This is a genomic window from Marinobacter sp. C7, from assembly GCF_022343555.1.
Classification (GTDB): Bacteria; Pseudomonadota; Gammaproteobacteria; order Pseudomonadales; family Oleiphilaceae; genus Marinobacter.
Map to the genome: position 1 here is coordinate 38,185 of NZ_JAKQZH010000003.1, position 18,097 is coordinate 56,281.

The 18,097-nt window shown below is 62.5% G+C and carries 16 protein-coding genes; 10 read left to right on the top strand and 6 right to left on the bottom strand.

What is annotated here, in order from left to right; genetic code table 11:
• The first annotated feature begins 28 nt into the window (after window positions 1-28).
• The 4 genes from argJ to ribA all read left to right on the top strand — a co-directional run bounded on the left by argJ (window position 29) and on the right by ribA (window position 3,541).
• Window positions 29-1,246: a bifunctional glutamate N-acetyltransferase/amino-acid acetyltransferase ArgJ gene (gene argJ / locus MD273_RS14590; protein ID WP_239038537.1), complete on the top strand. Its 1,218-nt coding sequence runs from the start codon at window positions 29-31 to the stop codon at window positions 1,244-1,246.
• A 2-nt stretch (window positions 1,247-1,248) separates the two neighbouring features.
• Window positions 1,249-2,232: a Nudix family hydrolase gene (locus MD273_RS14595; RefSeq protein ID WP_239038538.1), complete on the top strand. Its 984-nt coding sequence runs from the start codon at window positions 1,249-1,251 to the stop codon at window positions 2,230-2,232.
• Window positions 2,233-2,262: 30 nt separating this feature from the next.
• Window positions 2,263-2,796, top strand: a complete 534-nt coding sequence (moaC, locus tag MD273_RS14600) for a cyclic pyranopterin monophosphate synthase MoaC (RefSeq protein WP_239038539.1) — start codon at window positions 2,263-2,265, stop codon at window positions 2,794-2,796.
• Window positions 2,797-2,929: 133 nt separating this feature from the next.
• A complete protein-coding gene (gene ribA / locus MD273_RS14605) occupies window positions 2,930-3,541 on the top strand; it encodes a GTP cyclohydrolase II (protein ID WP_239038540.1) in 612 nt (203 codons plus the stop codon).
• Window positions 3,542-3,613: 72 nt separating this feature from the next.
• Here ribA and dxs read toward each other — a convergent pair whose 3' ends face one another.
• The 4 genes from dxs to MD273_RS14625 form a co-directional block, all read right to left on the bottom strand.
• A complete protein-coding gene (dxs, locus tag MD273_RS14610) occupies window positions 3,614-5,545 on the bottom strand; it encodes a 1-deoxy-D-xylulose-5-phosphate synthase (RefSeq protein WP_239038541.1) in 1,932 nt (643 codons plus the stop codon).
• A gap of 76 nt (window positions 5,546-5,621) precedes the next feature.
• A complete protein-coding gene (locus MD273_RS14615; RefSeq protein ID WP_239038542.1) occupies window positions 5,622-6,518 on the bottom strand; it encodes a polyprenyl synthetase family protein in 897 nt (298 codons plus the stop codon).
• Window positions 6,518-6,772, bottom strand: coding sequence for an exodeoxyribonuclease VII small subunit (locus tag MD273_RS14620; protein ID WP_239038543.1), 255 nt, complete (start codon window positions 6,770-6,772; stop codon window positions 6,518-6,520). The genes MD273_RS14615 and MD273_RS14620 overlap by 1 nt, the downstream gene beginning before the upstream one ends.
• Window positions 6,773-6,825: 53 nt before the next feature.
• A complete protein-coding gene (locus tag MD273_RS14625; RefSeq protein WP_239038544.1) occupies window positions 6,826-7,599 on the bottom strand; it encodes an NRDE family protein in 774 nt (257 codons plus the stop codon).
• A gap of 98 nt (window positions 7,600-7,697) precedes the next feature.
• On the opposite strand from MD273_RS14625, the gene MD273_RS14630 reads away from it, so the two are divergent.
• The 4 genes from MD273_RS14630 to MD273_RS14645 all read left to right on the top strand — a co-directional run bounded on the left by MD273_RS14630 (window position 7,698) and on the right by MD273_RS14645 (window position 11,097).
• Window positions 7,698-8,495: a sulfite exporter TauE/SafE family protein gene (locus MD273_RS14630; protein ID WP_239038545.1), complete on the top strand. Its 798-nt coding sequence runs from the start codon at window positions 7,698-7,700 to the stop codon at window positions 8,493-8,495.
• A gap of 10 nt (window positions 8,496-8,505) precedes the next feature.
• Window positions 8,506-9,294: a prolipoprotein diacylglyceryl transferase gene (gene lgt, locus MD273_RS14635; RefSeq protein WP_239038546.1), complete on the top strand. Its 789-nt coding sequence runs from the start codon at window positions 8,506-8,508 to the stop codon at window positions 9,292-9,294.
• Window positions 9,291-10,130 carry a thymidylate synthase gene (locus MD273_RS14640; RefSeq protein ID WP_239038547.1) on the top strand — a complete coding sequence of 280 codons (840 nt, stop codon included), beginning with the start codon at window positions 9,291-9,293 and terminating at the stop codon, window positions 10,128-10,130. Before lgt ends, MD273_RS14640 begins: the two co-directional genes overlap by 4 nt.
• A gap of 454 nt (window positions 10,131-10,584) precedes the next feature.
• A complete protein-coding gene (locus MD273_RS14645) occupies window positions 10,585-11,097 on the top strand; it encodes a dihydrofolate reductase (RefSeq protein WP_239038548.1) in 513 nt (170 codons plus the stop codon).
• Here the strand turns inward: MD273_RS14645 and MD273_RS14650 are convergent.
• Together MD273_RS14650 and MD273_RS14655 are read right to left on the bottom strand one after the other, a co-directional pair.
• Complete coding sequence (locus MD273_RS14650; protein ID WP_239038549.1) at window positions 11,094-12,605, bottom strand: DEAD/DEAH box helicase; 1,512 nt, start codon at window positions 12,603-12,605, stop codon at window positions 11,094-11,096. The two genes, MD273_RS14645 and MD273_RS14650, sit on opposite strands and share 4 nt — an antisense overlap.
• A gap of 140 nt (window positions 12,606-12,745) precedes the next feature.
• Window positions 12,746-13,216 (bottom strand): Lrp/AsnC family transcriptional regulator, encoded by a 471-nt coding sequence (locus tag MD273_RS14655; RefSeq protein WP_239038550.1) that lies wholly within the window; start codon window positions 13,214-13,216, stop codon window positions 12,746-12,748.
• Between the two features lie 158 nt (window positions 13,217-13,374).
• On the opposite strand from MD273_RS14655, the gene MD273_RS14660 reads away from it, so the two are divergent.
• On the top strand, window positions 13,375-16,893 hold the full coding sequence (locus MD273_RS14660; RefSeq protein WP_239038551.1) for an indolepyruvate ferredoxin oxidoreductase family protein: 3,519 nt from the start codon (window positions 13,375-13,377) through the stop codon (window positions 16,891-16,893).
• Window positions 16,886-18,067 carry an amino acid aminotransferase gene (locus MD273_RS14665; RefSeq protein WP_239038552.1) on the top strand — a complete coding sequence of 394 codons (1,182 nt, stop codon included), beginning with the start codon at window positions 16,886-16,888 and terminating at the stop codon, window positions 18,065-18,067. The genes MD273_RS14660 and MD273_RS14665 overlap by 8 nt, the downstream gene beginning before the upstream one ends.
• Window positions 18,068-18,097: the final 30 nt, after the last annotated feature.

The window sequence follows — 18,097 nt, forward strand, 5'->3', positions numbered from 1 at the left end:
ATCTGGATTGAGTGAGAGGAGAGGCAGGATGGCGGTAGGTCCAGGCACCTTACCCGAGTTTTTCCCGGTAGCTGGCGTCAAGTTGGGTATAGCCAGTGCCGGCATCAAGAAACCCGGCCGGAAGGATGTGGTGGTGTTCGAGCTCGCCCCCGGCAGTCGTGTGGCGGGCATTTTCACCCAAAACCAGTTCTGTGCCGCACCGGTCACCGTAAGCCGCCAACACCTGGCCCGTACTGCGCCCCGGTATTTGCTGGTCAACACCGGCAATGCCAATGCCGGCACCGGCGAGCAGGGTATGAAGGACGCCGTCGCCTGCTGTGAGGCGCTGGCGGACAATGCCGGTGTCCATGCCGACGAGGTGCTGCCGTTTTCCACCGGCGTGATTGGTGAACCTCTGCCGGTCGGCAAGATTATCGGGGCCCTGTCCGAGGCCCTCTCCGGTACTTCGGAGAATCGCTGGGCCGAGGCGGCCAGCGGAATCATGACCACCGATACCCGGCCCAAGGGGGCATCCCGCCAGGTTGACCTTGGTGGCCATACCGTGACGATTTCCGGAATCAGCAAGGGCGCCGGCATGATCCGCCCGAACATGGCTACCATGCTCGGTTTCATCGCCACGGATGCGCGGATTGCTCCCGATGTCCTGCAGACACTGGCCTCGGAGCTGGGCGAGAAATCCTTCAACCGGATCACCATCGATGGCGACACCTCCACCAACGACGCATGCATGCTGATGGCTTCCGGCCATTACAGTGGCCCGGAAATTACCGCCGACTGCCCTGAGCTGGCGCCGTTGCGCGAAGCGTTGCAGCAGGTCTATCTGGATCTGGCCCATGCCATTGTCCGCGATGGCGAGGGTGCCACCAAGTTTGTCACCATCGATGTCAGCGGTGCGGCTACCCAGCAGGAAGCCCTCGATGTGGCCTACACCGTGGCTCATTCGCCGCTGGTGAAGACTGCGTTGTTTGCCTCCGATCCGAACTGGGGTCGAATCCTGGCGGCGGTAGGTCGGGCCGGGGTTCCCGATCTCGATCTCCAGGCTCTGGAAATCTTCCTGGGCGATGTCTGCCTGGTGCGCCAGGGCGGCCGCGCCGATGATTACTCCGAGGAGCGAGGGCAGGCGGTGATGGACCAGGAGGAAATCACCATCGCCATCGACCTCAAACGCGGCGACATCCGGGAGACCGTCTGGACCTGTGACTTCTCCCACGATTACGTGACCATCAATGCGGAGTACCGGACCTGATCATGGCCGTGACACAAAGCCCGGTGCGTGAGATTCATGTTGCGGTCGGTGTGATTGTCCGTGAGGGGCGCGTGCTGATTGCCCGCCGCCCGGACCACGTGCATCAGGGTGGGCTGCTGGAGTTTCCGGGAGGTAAGGTTGAACCGGGGGAAACGGTCCAGCAGGCGCTGGTCCGGGAGATTGCGGAAGAGACCGGTCTGAGCCTCCCCGAGGCGTCCCTCGAGCCGGTGATCGGTATTCGCCATGACTACGGTGACAAGCGGGTTTTCCTCGACGTCTGGCGTACTACGGAAGCCTCGGGAGAGCCTGAGGGCAAGGAGGGCCAGCCGGTGGACTGGCTGGAACCGGATCAGCTCCGGGATCAGGATTTTCCGGTAGCTAACCGCCCGGTCATTCGTGCCCTCCGGCTGCCCGGTGTCATGGCCATTACCGGCAATATGGACGCTCCGGGCCAGGAGCTGTGCAGGCTCAAGTCCGGACTGGAACAGTTGAAGGCAAGCGGAGCCACCTGTGTGGTTCTGCGTGCCCCCGGGTTGGCATCGGAAGATTACATAGCCCGCGCACGGGAGGCCGTGGTCTTTTGCGCAGGCCAGGGCCTGACCCCGATCCTGCACGGTGCCCCCGGGGTGTTCGAGGCGGTTCCGGATGCTGGCGGGCTGCACCTGCCGTGGCGGGAGGCAGAGGCTCTGACCGCCCGTCCGGTTCCAGAGTCGGTCTGGCTCGGTGTGTCCTGCCACGATGCCGACCAGCTGGCCCACGCGGCCTCCATTGGCGCCGATTATGCCACTCTGGGCCCGGTGCAACCGACCCAAAGCCATCCCGGGCGCCCGGCCATGGGCTGGGAGCGTTTCGAATCCCTGGCGTCTCGAGCGGTCCTTCCCGTTTATGCCCTTGGAGGCGTGGGCCCGACAGAACAGGTCCGGGCGCGCCGGTCGGGTGGCCAGGGCGTTGCCGGCATCCGTTTCTGGTGGCCCTCAGCCGGTTAGATATCAAGGCTGCCCTGCACTCCGTCTGGTATGCTGGCAGCTTCAGTGCAATCCATTTCCAAACGTGTCTCTGGAGCAACTGTGAGCAAACTGACTCATCTGGACGACAAGGGCGAAGCCCGCATGGTCGATGTCACCGATAAGGACGTGACCGAACGCGAAGCCCGTGCCGAGGCTACCATTCGTATGGCCCCGGAAACCCTGAACATGATCATCGAAGGCGAGCACCCCAAGGGTGATGTGCTGGCAGTCGCCCGGGTGGCGGGTATTATGGCGGCGAAAAAGACCCATGAACTGATTCCCCTTTGCCACAGCCTGAACCTGACGTCCGTGAAGGTGGAGCTGAAGCCGGGAGAGGATGGTGCCTCCGTTCATATCCTGACCCGCTGCAAACTGTCCGGCCAGACCGGAGTCGAGATGGAGGCGCTGACGGCGGCCAGCGTTGCCGCCCTGACCTTGTACGACATGTGCAAGGCGGTGGATCGTGGCATGGTGGTAGACAATGTGCGGCTGCTCGAGAAAAAGGGCGGGCGCAGTGGCCACTGGGTTGCCGGCCAGGCCTGATCCGGCCCCGGGAAGGGAGCGTAGTGTCCGGTGTCGTCCCGGGGCGGGAAAGCCCGCTGTGTCGGGACTACGCCAAGCAGGCGGCCACGTGATAGAATGCGCGCCCCGATTGATTGAACCACGAGGAAACACTGTGGCTGTTCGTTACATCCAGACCTGCCGGTTGCCAACCCCGTTCGGGGTGTTTGACATGCACGGTTTCGAAGAGCCGGATACCGGAAAGGAGCACATTGCCCTGACTCTGGGAGATCTGGACAGTGACGAGCCAATGCTGGCCCGCACCCACTCTGAGTGCCTAACCGGTGACGCCCTGTACAGCATGCGGTGTGACTGTGGCTACCAGCTTGAAGAAGCGTTGCGCAGCATCGCCCGTGAGGGGCGCGGGATCCTGATGTACCTTCGCCAGGAGGGCCGGGGCATCGGGTTGCTGAACAAGATCCGTGCCTACCATCTCCAGGACCAGGGCGCCGATACCGTGGAGGCGAATGAGCAGCTGGGCTTTGCCGCCGACCTGCGGGATTACAGCATGTGCAAGGACATGTTGGAGCACCTCGGAATTCGCAGTCTGCGACTGATGACCAACAATCCTCGCAAGGTCAAGGCGCTGGCCTCCTATGGCATCGATATCGCCGAGCGGGTCCCGCTGCATGTTGGCCGCAATCCCCATAACGAGAGCTATCTCAACACCAAGCAGAGCAAACTGGGCCACTGGCTGGAGACGCACCAGGACGACGATCCGGAGTAACCTGTCCGGCATCTTCAGTCATACGAAAAAGCCCGCGTCCGGAAGCGCGGGCTTTTTCGTTGGTATCAGTGGTTACTTTACCGCTTTCAGGCTGGAGCGCTGGAGCCGATCGAGACGTTCGGCGATGGCCGACCGGATGCCTTCGGCGTCCAGGCCGCAGTCACTGAGCAGTTCTCCGTGTTTGCCATGATCGATGAAGGTGTCGGGCAGCCCCAGTTGCAGGACTGGCTGGACGACTTCATGGCGGTTAAGGAATTCCGTAACCGCGCTGCCAGCACCACCGGCCACCACGTTCTCTTCCAGAGTCACCAGCAGATCGTGCTGCTCGGCCAATTCGAGGACCAGTTCCTCGTCCAGCGGCTTGACGAAACGCATGTCGGCAACCGTGGCGCCCAGTGCCTCGGCTGCTTCCAGCGCAGGTGCGAGTAACGTGCCGAAGTTCAGAATGGCAACACCGTTGCCTTCCCGGAGACGACGGCCCTTGCCGAGTTCCAGCGGTTTGAGCTCAGGTTCGATCTTCGCACCCGGCCCGGTGCCGCGGGGATAGCGAACTGCGGCAGGGCCGTTGAACAGCATGCCGGTGTGGAGCATCTGCCGGGTCTCGTTCTCGTCCGATGGGGTCATCACGATCATGTTCGGGATGCAGCGCAGGTAGCTGATGTCGAATGCGCCGGCATGGGTCGGCCCGTCTTCGCCCACCAGGCCGGCCCGGTCGATGGCAAAGAGCACGTCCAGATTCTGGATGGCAACGTCATGAACCAGCTGGTCGTAGCCCCGCTGCAGGAAGGTCGAGTAAATCGCCACGACCGGCTTGGCGCCATCACAGGCCAGCCCGGCAGCCAGGGTGACGGCGTGCTGCTCGGCAATGGCAACATCGAAGTAGCGGTCCGGAAAGCGCTGGGAGAACGCCAGCAGGTCCGAACCTTCACACATGGCCGGGGTGATTCCCACCACGCGTTCGTCCTGCTCGGCGGCATCGCACAGCCACTGGCCGAAGACGTTGGCGTACTTCGGTTTGGCCGGTTTGGGCACGACCGGCTCCGGTTTGCTCGGTGGCACCGGTTCAATCTTGTTGATGGCGTGATAGCCGATCGGATCGGCTTCGGCCGGGGCGAAACCTTTGCCCTTGGTGGTCACCACGTGGAGGAACTGCGGGCCGTCCAGCTCGCGGATGTTCTCCAGGGTCTCTACCAGCAGCGGCAGGTCGTGGCCATCAATGGGGCCGATGTAGTTGAACCCGAGTTCCTCGAACAGGGTGCCCGGCGCAATCATGCCCTTGAAGTGTTCCTCGGTTTTCTTGGCGAGAGCCATCAGGTGCGGCGCGCCCTGCAACACTTTCTTGCTGCTGTCCCGGACCTGGTTGTAAGTGCGGCTGGAGAGCAGTTTGGCGAAATAGTTGGAGAGGCCCCCAACGTTACGCGAGATCGACATGTCGTTGTCGTTCAGGATCACCAGCATGTTGGCATGCAGGTGGCCGGCGTGGTTCAGCGCTTCGAAGGCCATGCCCGCGGTCATGGCGCCATCGCCAATCACGGCAATGCTCTTGCGTCCGGTTTTTTGCATACGGGCGGCAATGGCCATGCCCAGGGCGGCGCTGATGGAGGTACTGGAGTGCCCCACGCCAAAGGTGTCGTATTCGCTTTCGGCGCGCTTGGGGAAGCCGGCCAGCCCGCCCTTGCGGCGAATACTGCCCATCTGCTCCCGGCGGCCGGTGAGAATCTTGTGAGGGTAGGCCTGATGGCCCACGTCCCAGACCAGACGGTCCTCCGGAGTGTTGAAGACATAGTGAAGGGCAACGGTCAGCTCCAGGACGCCCAGTCCGGCCCCGAAATGCCCCCCGGTCTGGCCGACGGACCACAGCAGGAACGCCCGCAGTTCCCGGGCCAGCTGCGTCAGCTGTTCCGCCGGCAGCTCACGGAGCTGGGCCGGCACATCAATCCGGTCCAGTAGCGGGGTATTCGGCCGCTGTGACGGGATTTCCTTGAAAGTGTAAGTATCCTGCATCTGCTCGGGTCTTTTGGGATGATCCAGTGATTTCAAAATAAGTTACGACAAGTGTGCGCCTTTGGGGCAGGGTGGTTCAATGGGTTCGTGCCACCACGTAATCCGCCATCGCCCGCAGTGGATCTGCTTCCGGTCCGAATCTCTCCAGGCTCGATTTGGCCGTCTCCAGTAACTCGGCCAGATGCTCCCGGGCACCTTCCAGCCCCAGCAACGCCGGGTAGGTGGGCTTCGAGCGGGCCGCATCGGAGCCCTGGGGCTTGCCGATAACGTCGGTACTGCCCTCGATATCCAGCAGGTCGTCCTGCACCTGGAAGGCCAGGCCCAATACCCGCGCATAGGTTGTCAGCGCCTCAAGCGCTTCGACCTCCACTCGCCCGGCACTCAATGCTCCCATCCGGACACTCGCCTCGATCAGGGCACCGGTCTTGTGCCGGTGCATGGTTTCCAGCTGAGCCAGGTTCAGGGTCTTGCCGACCGACTCCAGATCAATGGCCTGACCGCCAACCATGCCTTGATGGCCGGCGGCGCGGGCCAGTTCCTGAACCATGGCCAGGCGCGCCTCGCTGTCCAGTCCGGAGCCGTTGGCAAGCAGCCCGAAGGCCAGTGCCTGGAGCGCGTCTCCGGCCAGAATGGCTGTGGCCTCATCGAAAGCGATGTGAGTGGTGGGCCGTCCTCGGCGCAGCTCATCGTCGTCCATCGCCGGCAGGTCATCGTGAATCAGTGAATAGGCATGAATCAGCTCAACAGCGCAGGCGGGTGCCAGGGTGCCGTCACCGTTCTGGCCCAGTGATCTTGCTGCTGCCAGGCACAGGGCAGGCCGGATGCGTTTGCCGCCACCCAGCACGCTGTAGCGCATGGCTTCCTGGAGGCGATCGGAAGCGGCACTCTGATCAATACAGCGGTCCAGCTCGGCGTCGACGAGAGCGCGGCAGGACTCCAGAAAATCCATTGCCGCTTTGTTCGGTACGGTCATCAGTCGGCGTCATCCGGCGAGAATGGTCGGGTTTCCAGGCTGCCATCGCTGTTCTGCACCAGCTGTTCGACCCGCTGCTCGGCACCCTTGAGTGCCTGCTGGCATTCCCGGGTCAGCTTCACGCCACGCTCGAATGCACTCAGGGACTGTTCCAGCGACAGCTCGCCCTGTTCCAGCTCGCGAACCAGCTTTTCAAGCTCATCCAGCGACTTTTCAAAGTCGGCTATGGATGTGGTGTCTTTTTCACCGGCCATCGGGCCCTCCGGTCGGGTCACAGAATTTCGCGGATTATATCAGAGCCGGCGGGCTATCGCTGCCAGTGAAAGTGACGGCAATCGCCTTTTGAGGCCATTGGGCCCCAGCTCTGTTCAGTTACGTGGATTTGGCCGCTGCCGGTGACAGTCACCACCGTGGTGGCCCGGGTGCCGTAGCTGTCCCCCACGATAAAGGGAGATGACAGGAATCGTTCTGTCGTCAGGCCCACGCCGGTGTCCGGTAGCAGGTGATCCGGCGCCGGCGTCGGGTCCTGGAGGAGTGTGATGAGCTGCTGGTGCAGAGTGTCGGCATCGGCCCCGGCAAGCTCGACCGCCTTGCCGACCGACTCCCGCAAACGGAGCAGCTTCGGCCAGGGAGTCTGTAGCAAATGGTTGCTGAGGCCATACACGCCCCGGTGAACACTCCGGCCCGGATGGGCGTCCCGGTTGCTGTAATACCAGCCACCAGGGGTTCCGAGCCGAATCAGATTGAAGCCGGCATAACGATCCGGATCGTCGCTGAGAGCACGGAACAGTTCTGCTTCCGGTTCGGCCAGGGCCCGCAACGGCAATTCGCCACGGGTCGTCCGGCCAGCTTCGGTGGAGCCCTCGCGAACATTGGTCACTGCGCTGACGCGGCCATCCGCGGTCACCGCCAGCCATGTGCCACCGGACTGCAGGTCGCGGCCGGCCAGCACCTTCTCGCCTGACTCGGTGGACCACCAGTCCATCGGTGCAGTGGGGCGTCGGAAAAACTCGTCCCGGTTGGCGGCCACCACCAGTGGGAAATGGCGATTCTGGCCAAGGGCAAAGGCAATCAGGCACATGGTCGGTCGTGGGTCTCCGGACGGTGAATTAGGAGCCGTGATCTTGGTCCGTGCGGTGTGTATCATACCAGCCTTGTTTCTCAAGGGCGTGAGCAGCTATGACCCTGGTAACCGTATTTGCATCTTATCTGGCACTTGGCGCGCTGGCTGGGACCATGGCGGGCCTGTTTGGTATCGGGGGTGGCCTGGTCATCGTTCCGGTACTCATCTTCAGCTTCGAAATCCAGGGTATCAGCCCGGACATCAGCGCTCACCTGGCGGTGGGGACTTCCCTGGCCACCATCGTCTTCACCTCCATCTCCTCCATCCGGTCCCACCACAAGCACCGGGCCGTGCGCTGGGACATTTTCCGTCCGATGACGGTGGGGATTGTGGGCGGTGCCGTTCTCGGGGCCTGGACGGCCGCCTTTATGAGCGGCGATCTGCTCCAGCTGGTGATCGGGGTGTTCGTGATACTGGTTGCCCTGAAGATGTTGCTTGAGGTAAATCCGAAACCCGGCCGTGATATCCCCGGGCCGATTGGCCTTGGTGCCGTGGGCGGCGGTGTCGGCTGGGCGTCGGCCATCTTCGGGATTGGCGGGGGCACACTGACCGTGCCTTATCTGAGCTGGTGTAATGTCCGCATGCAGAACACCGTTGCCACGTCGGCCGCCTGTGGGCTGCCCATTGCCGTTGCCGGCGCCCTGGGCAACATCTGGACTGGATGGCAGCATCCACAACTGCCGGCATACAGTCTTGGTTTCATCTATGTGCCGGCACTCCTGGGGATTATCCTGACCAGCGTGTTCTTTGCCCGGTTCGGCGCCAACCTGGCCCACAAACTGAATGCCAAGGTCCTGAAACGTATCTTCGCGATGGTGCTCCTGGTGGTGGGGCTCCGTTTTCTTCTGAGTTGAGAGGTAACCGATGCTGCAGCACCCCCAGTTTGACCCGGTGGCCATTTCCCTGGGCCCCGTCAAGATTCACTGGTACGGCCTGACCTACCTGGTCGGTTTCGTTGCCGGATGGTGGCTCGGCCGACTGCGGACCCGCAAACCCTGGTCCCCGGTCACCGAAGAGCAGATGGGCGACCTGCTGTTCTACCTTGCCCTGGGCGTCATTCTCGGTGGCCGGTTCGGTTACGTACTGTTCTATAACTTCGATACCTTCCTGGCCGATCCCCTGTGGCTGCTGCGGGTCTGGGAGGGTGGTATGTCCTTCCACGGTGGCCTGCTGGGCGTGATATTCGCCATGTGGTGGTATGGCCGCAAGGTCGGGTCCGGCTTCTGGCGCCTGGCGGACTTCGTGGCACCCCTGGTGCCGGTCGGTCTGGGGGCAGGCCGGATCGGCAACTTCATCAACGGCGAACTCTGGGGCAAGCCCACGGATGTATCCTGGGGCATGGTATTCCCGCAGGCCCCCGACAGCCTGGCCAGACACCCGTCCCAGCTGTACCAGTTCGCCCTCGAGGGCGTTGCCCTGTTCGTGATCCTGTGGTGGTTCTCTGCCAATCCCCGCCCGCGCATGGCCGTCTCCGGCCTGTTCCTGGTGTGCTATGGAATTTTCCGGTTCCTGGTGGAATTCGTGCGCCAGCCGGATCCGCAACTCGGCTACCTGGCCTTTGACTGGCTGACCATGGGGCAGGTCCTGTCCACGCCCATGATTCTTGCGGGCGCAGCCCTGATGTTTATCGCTTACCGGAGAAATGCCGAATGAAAGCCTACCTCGATCTGATGCAAGACGTCGTCGACAACGGATTCGACAAGGGCGACCGCACCGGCGTCGGCACCCGCTCGGTATTCGGACGCCAATTGCGGTTCAACCTGCAGGAAGGCTTTCCTCTGGTGACCACCAAGAAAGTCCACCTGCGCAGTATCATCTACGAATTGCTGTGGTTCCTGCGCGGTTCCACCGACAACAATTGGCTGAAAGAGCGCAAGGTTTCCATCTGGAATGAATGGGCCCTGGAAGACGGCGATCTCGGCCCGATTTACGGCAAACAATGGCGCAGCTGGCAGTGCCCGGACGGTCGCGTGGTGGACCAGATCAGCGAGGTCATCGACCAGATCCGTAACAAGCCGAACTCCCGGCGCCTGATCGTCTCCGCCTGGAACCCGGCGGAGCTGCCGGACGAGTCCATCAGCCCCCAGGACAACGTCCGCGAGGGTCGCATGGCGCTGGCTCCGTGCCACTGCCTGTTCCAGTTCTACGTGGCCGACGGCAAGCTCTCCTGCCAGCTGTATCAGCGCAGCGCGGACCTGTTCCTGGGTGTGCCGTTCAATATCGCCTCCTACGCCTTGCTGACACACATGATCGCCCAGCAGTGTGACCTGGATGTGGGTGAGTTCGTGCATACGTTCGGTGACTGTCACCTGTACCAGAACCACCTGACCGACGAGATCGTATTCGAGCAGTTGAAGCGGGAGCCTCGCTCTTTGCCCAGGCTGGTGATCAAGCGGAAGCCTGAGAGTATCTTCGAGTATGAGCTCGAAGACTTCGAGTTTGAGGGATATGAACCTTATCCTGTGATCAAGGCGCCTATTGCTATTTGACCTCGAGTCTGGGATCGCGGTCCTCTTGTTTTGGAGTCGGCAGGGCAGCGGGTGGGGCGTTCCGAAAAACGCTGTGAATACGTCCGTGTACGCTTGGCTCCGCCATCCATGGCTCCGCACATTTTCGGAACGCCCCACCCGCTACCCTTCGTTCAGGCCAAAGAGATCGAAGATCAAAAGGGCCGGGCCAATTCGCCACAACTCATACTGCCCTGAATTTTCATACTGTCCTGACTTTTTAGGCGGACCGGGTTTTAATTCAGGATAAGCTGACTGAGTGCTCGGATCGCCATCGGGCGGGGATGCCTCTCCAAAAATGTGCGGAGCCATGGATGGCGGAGCCCAAGCCGCGCAGGGACGCCTTGAGGCGTTTTTTGGAGAGGCATCCCCGCCCGATGGCAGCCCCCAAGGCCCAGAGCTCAGGAACCAGAACTCCCAAGTGCGAGGAGGAGAAATGAGAAAAGCTTTGATAGTAGCCATGTCCCGAAACCGGGTCATCGGCCGGAACAACAAGCTGCCGTGGTACCTCCCGGGAGACCTGCGTTACTTCAAGCAGGCGACCATGGGTAAGCCCATTATCATGGGGCGGAAAACCTGGGATTCCATTGGCCGGCCGCTGCCGGGCAGGATGAACGTGGTAATTTCCCGGAATGAAAGCTGGGAAGCCCCGGCCGGCACGGTCGCCGCAAGGTCACTCAATGATGCCCTGGTGAAGGCAGCAGCCCAGGCTGAACTGGAAGGCGGTGAAGAGGTAATGATTATCGGTGGCGGTCAGATTTACGCCGAGGCATTGCCGATGGTGGATCGCATGTACATCACCCAGGTGCACGCCGAAGTGGAAGGGGATGCGTTCTTTCCGGAAGTGAACTGGGACGAGTGGGAAGAAATCGGACGGGAGGATTTCTCCGCGTCCGATAACAATCCCTACGACTACAGCTTCGTGGTCTACCAGCGCCGCGCCGATTAACGGGCGGGGCGCTTGCTCGGCGGTTTGCCGCCCTTGCCGGCGGGCTTGCCCTTCGGGCCACCTTTGCGGTGGCCGGGCTTGCCGTCCTTCTTGAAGCCCTTACCAGGGCCTTTGCGGAAGTTCTTCTTGCCGGGAGGAGGCCCCTTTCGATCACGACGGGGCGCGGCCGAGATTTCCGGCAGGGCTTCCGGCGCTTCCAGCGGCAGGGCGCCCGGCTGGGCCATTTCCATCCAGCACGCCATGGCCCCGGCAACCATTGCCATGTCCATATCATTGCGCTCGGCAATCTCATCCAGCAGCGCCATCGCCTTGGGCAGTTTGCCGTCTTCGGCGAACGCCAGCAGCTGGGTTTCGAACTGCTGAACCCGCATCTTCTGAAGATCCGCCGGCGACGGCAGCTGATAGGATTCCATGGGCGAGTTGGTGGCCCGCTCCAGGGTCCTCAGCCAGCTGCGCTCGCGCGGCGTCACCAGCAGGATCGCCTTGCCGGTGCGGCCAGCTCGGCCGGTCCGGCCGACCCGGTGGATGTACGCCTCGGTATCGTAGGGCACATCGTAGTTGATCACGTGGGTGATCCGGGGCACGTCCAGGCCGCGGGCGGCCACGTCGGTGGCAATGATGATGTCCTTCTTGCCCCGCTTCAGGTCCTCAACGGTCTGCTCCCGCTGACGCTGGTTCAGGTCACCGTTCAGGGGGGCAACCGCGTGGCCCCGGGCGGAGAGCTTCTCGGCCAGCAGGGTGGTTTCGGCCTTGGTGCGCACGAAGATGATCGAGGCGTCGAAGGGCTCTACTTCCAGAATGCGGGTGAGGGCATCCAGCTTGCGCTCGGCATAGACCGGCAGCACGAACTGGGCGATGCGCTCAACTGTGCGGGTTTCGCTCTCGATCCGGACCTCGGTCGCGTCCTGCAGGTAAGTCTGGGCGACCTTCTTGATCTGCGGCGGCATGGTGGCCGAGAACAGGGCACGCTGGCAGGTGTCCGGTGTCTTTGCCAGGATGGCCTCAACGTCGTCAATGAAGCCCATGCGCAGCATCTCGTCGGCTTCATCCAGCACCAGGGCCTTCAGGTTGTCCAGCTTCAGGGTCCCTTTGCGCAGGTGATCGAGCATACGGCCGGGTGTGCCGACAATGACCTGGGCACCGCGACGCAGGCCGCGGATCTGCGGGCCGAAGTCCTGGCCACCGTAGATCGGCAGTACGTGGAAGTTGCGGAACTTGCTGGCGTAGGTGGTGAACGCCTCGGCGACCTGGATGGCCAGCTCCCGGGTCGGGGCAAGCACCAGAATCTGCGGCTCGGCCGTGCTGGCGTCAATGCGGCTCAGCAGCGGTAGCGCAAATGCGGCGGTCTTGCCGGTACCGGTTTGGGCGACACCCAGCAGGTGATGGCCGGCCAGCAGTGCCGGGATGGATTTTGCCTGGATCGGCGAGGGCGTTTCGTAGCCAACGGCGCTGACAGCTTCAAGTACGGCTGCATCCAGCCCCAGGTCGGCAAAGGACATTTCTGACATTGATTTACTCGGAATTCGGAGGGAGGGCATTGCCGGGCAATGCATGATTGACCGGCATTATAGTCGGTTTGCGCGGGCTTTGATACGCGCAATGCCCTCTCACTCGTATGCATTTCCCCTGACCCGCTCAGCCGGCACCATCATGCCACCGGCAGGGTCAGGGTGTTCTTGATCTCCCGCAGGGCAAAGTTGGAGTTGACCTGAGCGATGCCCTTGAGGGTAAAGATCTTCTCGTTCAGGAACCGGTCATAGCTGGCCATGTCTGCCACCACGACCCGCAACACGAAATCGGCGTTACCGGTGACGGCAAAGCACTGCAGGACTTCCGGGTAGCTGCTGACTTCGCGCTCGATCTCGGCGGTGCTGTCTATGGTGTGGCGCTGCAGGGACAGGTTGACCAGCACGCACAGGCCCTGGCCCATGGCTTCCGGGTCCAGTTTGGCAGTATAGCCGGTAATCACGCCGGCCTCCTCGAGGGCCCGGACCCGGCGCCAGCAGGCCGCCGGCGAGAGCCCGACCTGCTCGGCCAGCATCTGGTTGCTGATGCGGCCATCCTGCTGGAGGGCATCGAGGATGCGGCGGTCCAGTTTGTCGAGCTCGACCTGTTTCATTTGGTAACACCTGATATTTATCAAAGGATATTTCAGTATTTTGTCATTTATCAAAGAATATTGCATTACGGCGTCAGTCGGCTAATCAAAAAGCAAGCACCTTTTGCGTCTATCCCTCTAGAATTTTGGTCATAAAATCAACAACCGGAGGGGCGACCATGACCGCCGATACACCTCAACTCGACAACTACAAACTCGAGGATCGCTACCTGCGCGAATCCGGCCGGGTGTTCCTGACCGGAACCCAGGCGCTGGTGCGAATCCCCCTGATGCAGGCAGCCCTGGACCGCAAGCACGGGCTGAATACCGCCGGTATGGTCAGTGGCTACCGGGGGTCTCCGCTGGGCGCCTACGACCAGGCGCTGTGGCAGGCCAAGGACCTGCTCGACCAGAATCGCATCGATTTTGTTCCTGCAATCAACGAGGACCTCGCCGCCACCATCATGCTGGGCACCCAGCAGGTGGAAACCGATGAAGAGCGCCAGGTCGATGGTGTGTTCGGTCTCTGGTATGGCAAGGGCCCCGGCGTGGACCGCGCCGGCGATGCCCTCAAGCACGGCACCACCTATGGCAGCTCCCCCAACGGTGGTGTGCTGGTGGTGGCCGGTGACGACCACGGCTGTGTGTCGTCCTCCATGCCACACCAGTCCGATGTGGCGTTCATGAGCTTCTTTATGCCCACCATCAACCCGGCCAACATCGCCGAGTACCTGGAATTCGGCCTCTGGGGTTACGCCCTGTCACGCTACAGCGGCTGCTGGGTCGGCTTCAAAGCCATTTCCGAGACCGTGGAAAGTGCCGCTTCGGTTGAGCTGCCGCCGCTACCCGAGTTCAAGACCCCGGAGGATTTCACCCCGCCGGCGGATGGTCTTCACTATCGCTGGCCGGACCTGCCCGGACCGCAGCTGGAAACACGAATCGAGCACAAGCTGGCAGCCGTGCAGGCCTTTGCCCGCGCCAATCCCATCGACCGCTGCCTGTACAACAACACCCGGGCCCGCTTCGGTATCGTGACGACCGGCAAGGGCTACCTGGATCTGCTCGAAGCCCTTGAACTGCTGGGCATCGATGAAACCCGCGCCGCCGAGCTGGGCCTGGACATCTACAAGGTGGGCATGGTCTGGCCCCTGGAGCGTCGCGGCATCCTGAACTTTGTTCATGGCAAGCAGGAAGTGCTGGTGATCGAGGAGAAGCGGGGCATCATCGAGAGCCAGATCAAGGAGTACATGTCCGAGCCGGACCGTCCCGGCGAGGTGCTGATCACCGGCAAGCAGGACGAGTCCGGCAAGCCGCTGATGCCCTATGTCGGTGAACTCAGCCCGAAGCTGGTGGCCGGCTATCTGGCGGCACGCCTGTCCCGTTTCTTCGACGTGGATTTCAGCGAACAGCTCCGGGCCATCAACGAGATGACGAGCGCGAAGGACCCGGGCGGGGTCCGCCGCCTGCCGTATTTCTGTTCCGGCTGCCCCCATAACACGTCCACCAAGGTGCCGGAGGGCAGCAAGGCCCTGGCCGGTATCGGCTGTCATTTCATGGCGTCCTGGATGGGGCGTAACACCGAATCCCTGATCCAGATGGGGGGTGAAGGGGTCAACTGGATTGGCAAGAGCCGTTATACCGGTAACCCCCATGTGTTCCAGAATCTGGGGGAGGGTACCTACTTCCATTCCGGTTCCATGGCCATTCGCCAGGCCGTGGCTGCCGGTATCAACATCACCTACAAGATCCTGTTCAACGACGCGGTGGCCATGACCGGTGGCCAGCCGGTGGACGGGCAGATCACCGTGCCCATGATTGCCCAGCAGGTCGCCGCCGAAGGCGTCAAACGGGTGGTGGTGCTCAGTGACGAACCCGAGAAGTACAAGGGCCACGAAGGGCTGTTCCCGAATGATGTGACCTTCCACGACCGCTCCGAGCTGGATCAGGTCCAGCGCGAGCTGCGGGACATTCCCGGCTGTACCGTTTTGATCTATGACCAGACCTGTGCCGCGGAGAAGCGCCGCCGTCGCAAGCGGGGCCAGTTCCCGGATCCGGCCAAGCGGGCCTACATCAACCACCATGTCTGCGAAGGCTGCGGTGACTGCTCGGTGCAGTCCAACTGCCTGTCGGTGGTGCCGCGCCAGACCGAACTGGGCCGCAAGCGCAAGATCGACCAGTCCTCCTGTAACAAGGACTTTTCCTGCGTAACCGGTTTCTGTCCGAGCTTTGTCACCATCGAGGGTGGCCAGCTGCGCAAGTCCCGGGGCGTGGATACCGGCTCGGTTCTGGGCAAACAGCTGCAAAGCCTGCCGCAGCCCTCCCTGCCAGGCCTGGACGGTTCGTTCGACCTGCTGGTGGGCGGTGTCGGTGGCACCGGTGTGGTGACCGTCGGCCAGCTGATCACCATGGCGGCCCACCTGGAGTCCCGGGGCGCTTCGGTGCTCGATTTCATGGGCTTCGCCCAGAAGGGCGGCACGGTCCTCAGTTATGTACGCATGGCGCCGTCCCCGGACAAGCTGCACCAGGTGAGAATCAGCAATGGCCAGGCCGACGCGGTCATTGCCTGTGACATGGTGGTGGCGTCCTCCCAGAAGGCCCTGAGCGTGCTGCGTCCGGATCACACCCGGGTGGTGGCCAACCGGGCCGAACTGCCGACCGCCGATTACGTCCTGTACCGGGATGCCGACATGCAGGCAGACAAGCGTCTAGATCTGATTCGCGATGCCGTGGGTGATGACCGGTTTGATGCCCTGGATGCCAACGGCATTGCCGAGAAGCTGATGGGCGATACCGTGTTCTCCAACGTGATGATGCTCGGTTTTGCCTGGCAGCAGGGCCTGCTGCCCTTGTCCGAGGCGGCCCTGATGCGGGCGATCGAGCTCAATGGTGTGGCGATCGAGCGCAACAAGGAGGCCTTCGGCTGGGGCCGGGTGGCGGCGGTCGACCCGAAAGTGATTGACGACTTGTTGAACCCGGTCAGTGAGCCGGTGGAAGTGCGGCCGGAGCCGACCCTGGAACAGCTGATCGAGACCCGTCACAAGCATCTGGTGAGTTACCAGAACCTTCGCTGGGCTGACAGCTACCGCGAGTTGGTGGAGCGGGTACGCCAGGCCGAGCAGGGAACAGGTCTGCAGGGCCTGCTGCTGACCCGCACGGTCGCCGAGCAGCTGTACCGGTTCATGGCCTACAAGGACGAGTACGAAGTGGCCCGCCTGTTTGCCGAGACCGATTTCATGAAGGAGGTGGAGAAAACCTTCGAGGGCGACTTCAAGGTGCATTTCCACCTGGCGCCGCCGATCCTCAATCGCGGCACCGATGCCCGTGGCCGGCCGCAGAAACGCCAATTCGGCCCCTGGATGTTCCGGGCCTTCAAGCTGCTGGCAAAACTGCGTGGACTGCGCGGTACCGCGCTGGATCCGTTCCGTCACTCCGCGGACCGGAAGCTGGACCGTGCCCTGCTGGCGGACTATCGCCAGCTGGCTGAGCGCATCAGCCGGGAGTTGAGTGCGGACAACCATGAGACTTTCCTGCAACTGGCGGAGCTGCCGGCGGACATTCGCGGCTTCGGCCCGGTCCGGGAGCAGGCGGTGGAGGCGATCCGCGAGCGCCAGCAGCAATTGCTCAAGGCGCTGGAAACCGGCCGTCCGACCCTGATTCGTACCAAACCGGCAGGCGAGAAGGAGGAATCCCATGTTTGAAGGCCTGAAACCGCTACCACAGGACCCGATTCTCCAGCTGATGCAGACCTTCCGCGAGGACCCGCGGGAACACAAGATTGATCTGGGCATCGGTGTCTACAAGGACGATGCCGGCAACACGCCGATCATGACCGCAGTGCATCAGGCGGAACGCCGCCTGCTGGAGAGTGAGTCCACCAAGAGCTATGTCGGCCCGGCGGGCTCTCCCGGTTTCGGTCGGGCCATGGTCGACCTGGTGCTGGGGGCGGGGAGTCCCCTGGTGCGGGACGGCCGGGTGGCCGCAGTCCAGACCCCGGGCGGTTGCGGAGCCCTGCGGATGGCGGCCGAATTCCTGCGCCTTTGCCGGGAAGACGCCACCGTCTGGGTCAGCACACCTACCTGGGGCAATCATCTTCCCCTCCTGGGTGGGGCCGGCCTGAACATTCGGGAATATCCCTACCTCGATCCGGCAACTCTGCAGGTAGACTTCGCCGCCATGATGGAGAGCCTGGCGCAGGCAGAGGCCGGCGACGTAGTGCTGCTGCATGGCTGCTGCCATAACCCGACCGGGGCGGACCTGACCTTTGAGCAGTGGCAGCAGGTGACCGACCTGATGCTGAAGAAAGGACTGCTGCCCTTCGTGGACATGGCCTACCAGGGCCTTGGTGATGGCCTTGACGCCGATGCCGCGGGGCTGCGCCACATCGCCGCCAGGGTACCGGAAATGATCGTGGCAGCCTCCTGCTCCAAGAACTTTGGCCTTTACCGGGAGCGGACCGGCGCCCTGATGCTCATGGGGGCGTCCCGGAGTGTCGCCGCGGCGGCCAACAGTCAGCTGCTCAGCGTTATTCGCTCTCATTACTCCATGCCTCCGGCCCATGGTGCCGCGATTGTGGAGACCATTCTCGGGGATGATGCGCTGCGTGCTGACTGGCAGGAAGAGCTGACTGCCATGTGTGACCGCATCCTGGGTTTGCGTCGCGATTTTGCCCGGGCGCTGGCGCCCGCCGGAGACTTCGGGTTCATTGCCCGGCAGCGTGGCATGTTCTCGTTTCTGGGGATCAATCCCGAACAGGTGCGCCGGCTCCGGGAGGAGTATGGCATCTACATGCTGGAGTCGAGTCGGGTCAACGTGGCCGGCCTGAACGACCGCACGTTGCCGGTCGTTGCCGAGGCAATCCGCGCCATTCTCTGATTCTGTTCGCCCGTGTTTCCGACAAAAACA

Bases quoted from the DNA above. Each gene is read 5' to 3' on its own strand.
- argJ (WP_239038537.1), top strand. From the start codon at position 29: ATGGCGGTAGGTCCAGGCACCTTACCCGAGTTTTTCCCGGTAGCTGGC.
- MD273_RS14595 (WP_239038538.1), top strand. From the start codon at position 1,249: ATGGCCGTGACACAAAGCCCGGTGCGTGAGATTCATGTTGCGGTCGGT.
- moaC (WP_239038539.1), top strand. From the start codon at position 2,263: ATGCTGGCAGCTTCAGTGCAATCCATTTCCAAACGTGTCTCTGGAGCA.
- dxs (WP_239038541.1), bottom strand. From the start codon at position 5,545: ATGCAGGATACTTACACTTTCAAGGAAATCCCGTCACAGCGGCCGAAT.
- MD273_RS14615 (WP_239038542.1), bottom strand. From the start codon at position 6,518: ATGACCGTACCGAACAAAGCGGCAATGGATTTTCTGGAGTCCTGCCGC.
- MD273_RS14620 (WP_239038543.1), bottom strand. From the start codon at position 6,772: ATGGCCGGTGAAAAAGACACCACATCCATAGCCGACTTTGAAAAGTCG.
- MD273_RS14625 (WP_239038544.1), bottom strand. From the start codon at position 7,599: ATGTGCCTGATTGCCTTTGCCCTTGGCCAGAATCGCCATTTCCCACTG.
- MD273_RS14630 (WP_239038545.1), top strand. From the start codon at position 7,698: ATGACCCTGGTAACCGTATTTGCATCTTATCTGGCACTTGGCGCGCTG.
- lgt (WP_239038546.1), top strand. From the start codon at position 8,506: ATGCTGCAGCACCCCCAGTTTGACCCGGTGGCCATTTCCCTGGGCCCC.
- MD273_RS14640 (WP_239038547.1), top strand. From the start codon at position 9,291: ATGAAAGCCTACCTCGATCTGATGCAAGACGTCGTCGACAACGGATTC.
- MD273_RS14645 (WP_239038548.1), top strand. From the start codon at position 10,585: ATGAGAAAAGCTTTGATAGTAGCCATGTCCCGAAACCGGGTCATCGGC.
- MD273_RS14650 (WP_239038549.1), bottom strand. From the start codon at position 12,605: ATGTCAGAAATGTCCTTTGCCGACCTGGGGCTGGATGCAGCCGTACTT.
- MD273_RS14655 (WP_239038550.1), bottom strand. From the start codon at position 13,216: ATGAAACAGGTCGAGCTCGACAAACTGGACCGCCGCATCCTCGATGCC.
- MD273_RS14660 (WP_239038551.1), top strand. From the start codon at position 13,375: ATGACCGCCGATACACCTCAACTCGACAACTACAAACTCGAGGATCGC.
- MD273_RS14665 (WP_239038552.1), top strand. From the start codon at position 16,886: ATGTTTGAAGGCCTGAAACCGCTACCACAGGACCCGATTCTCCAGCTG.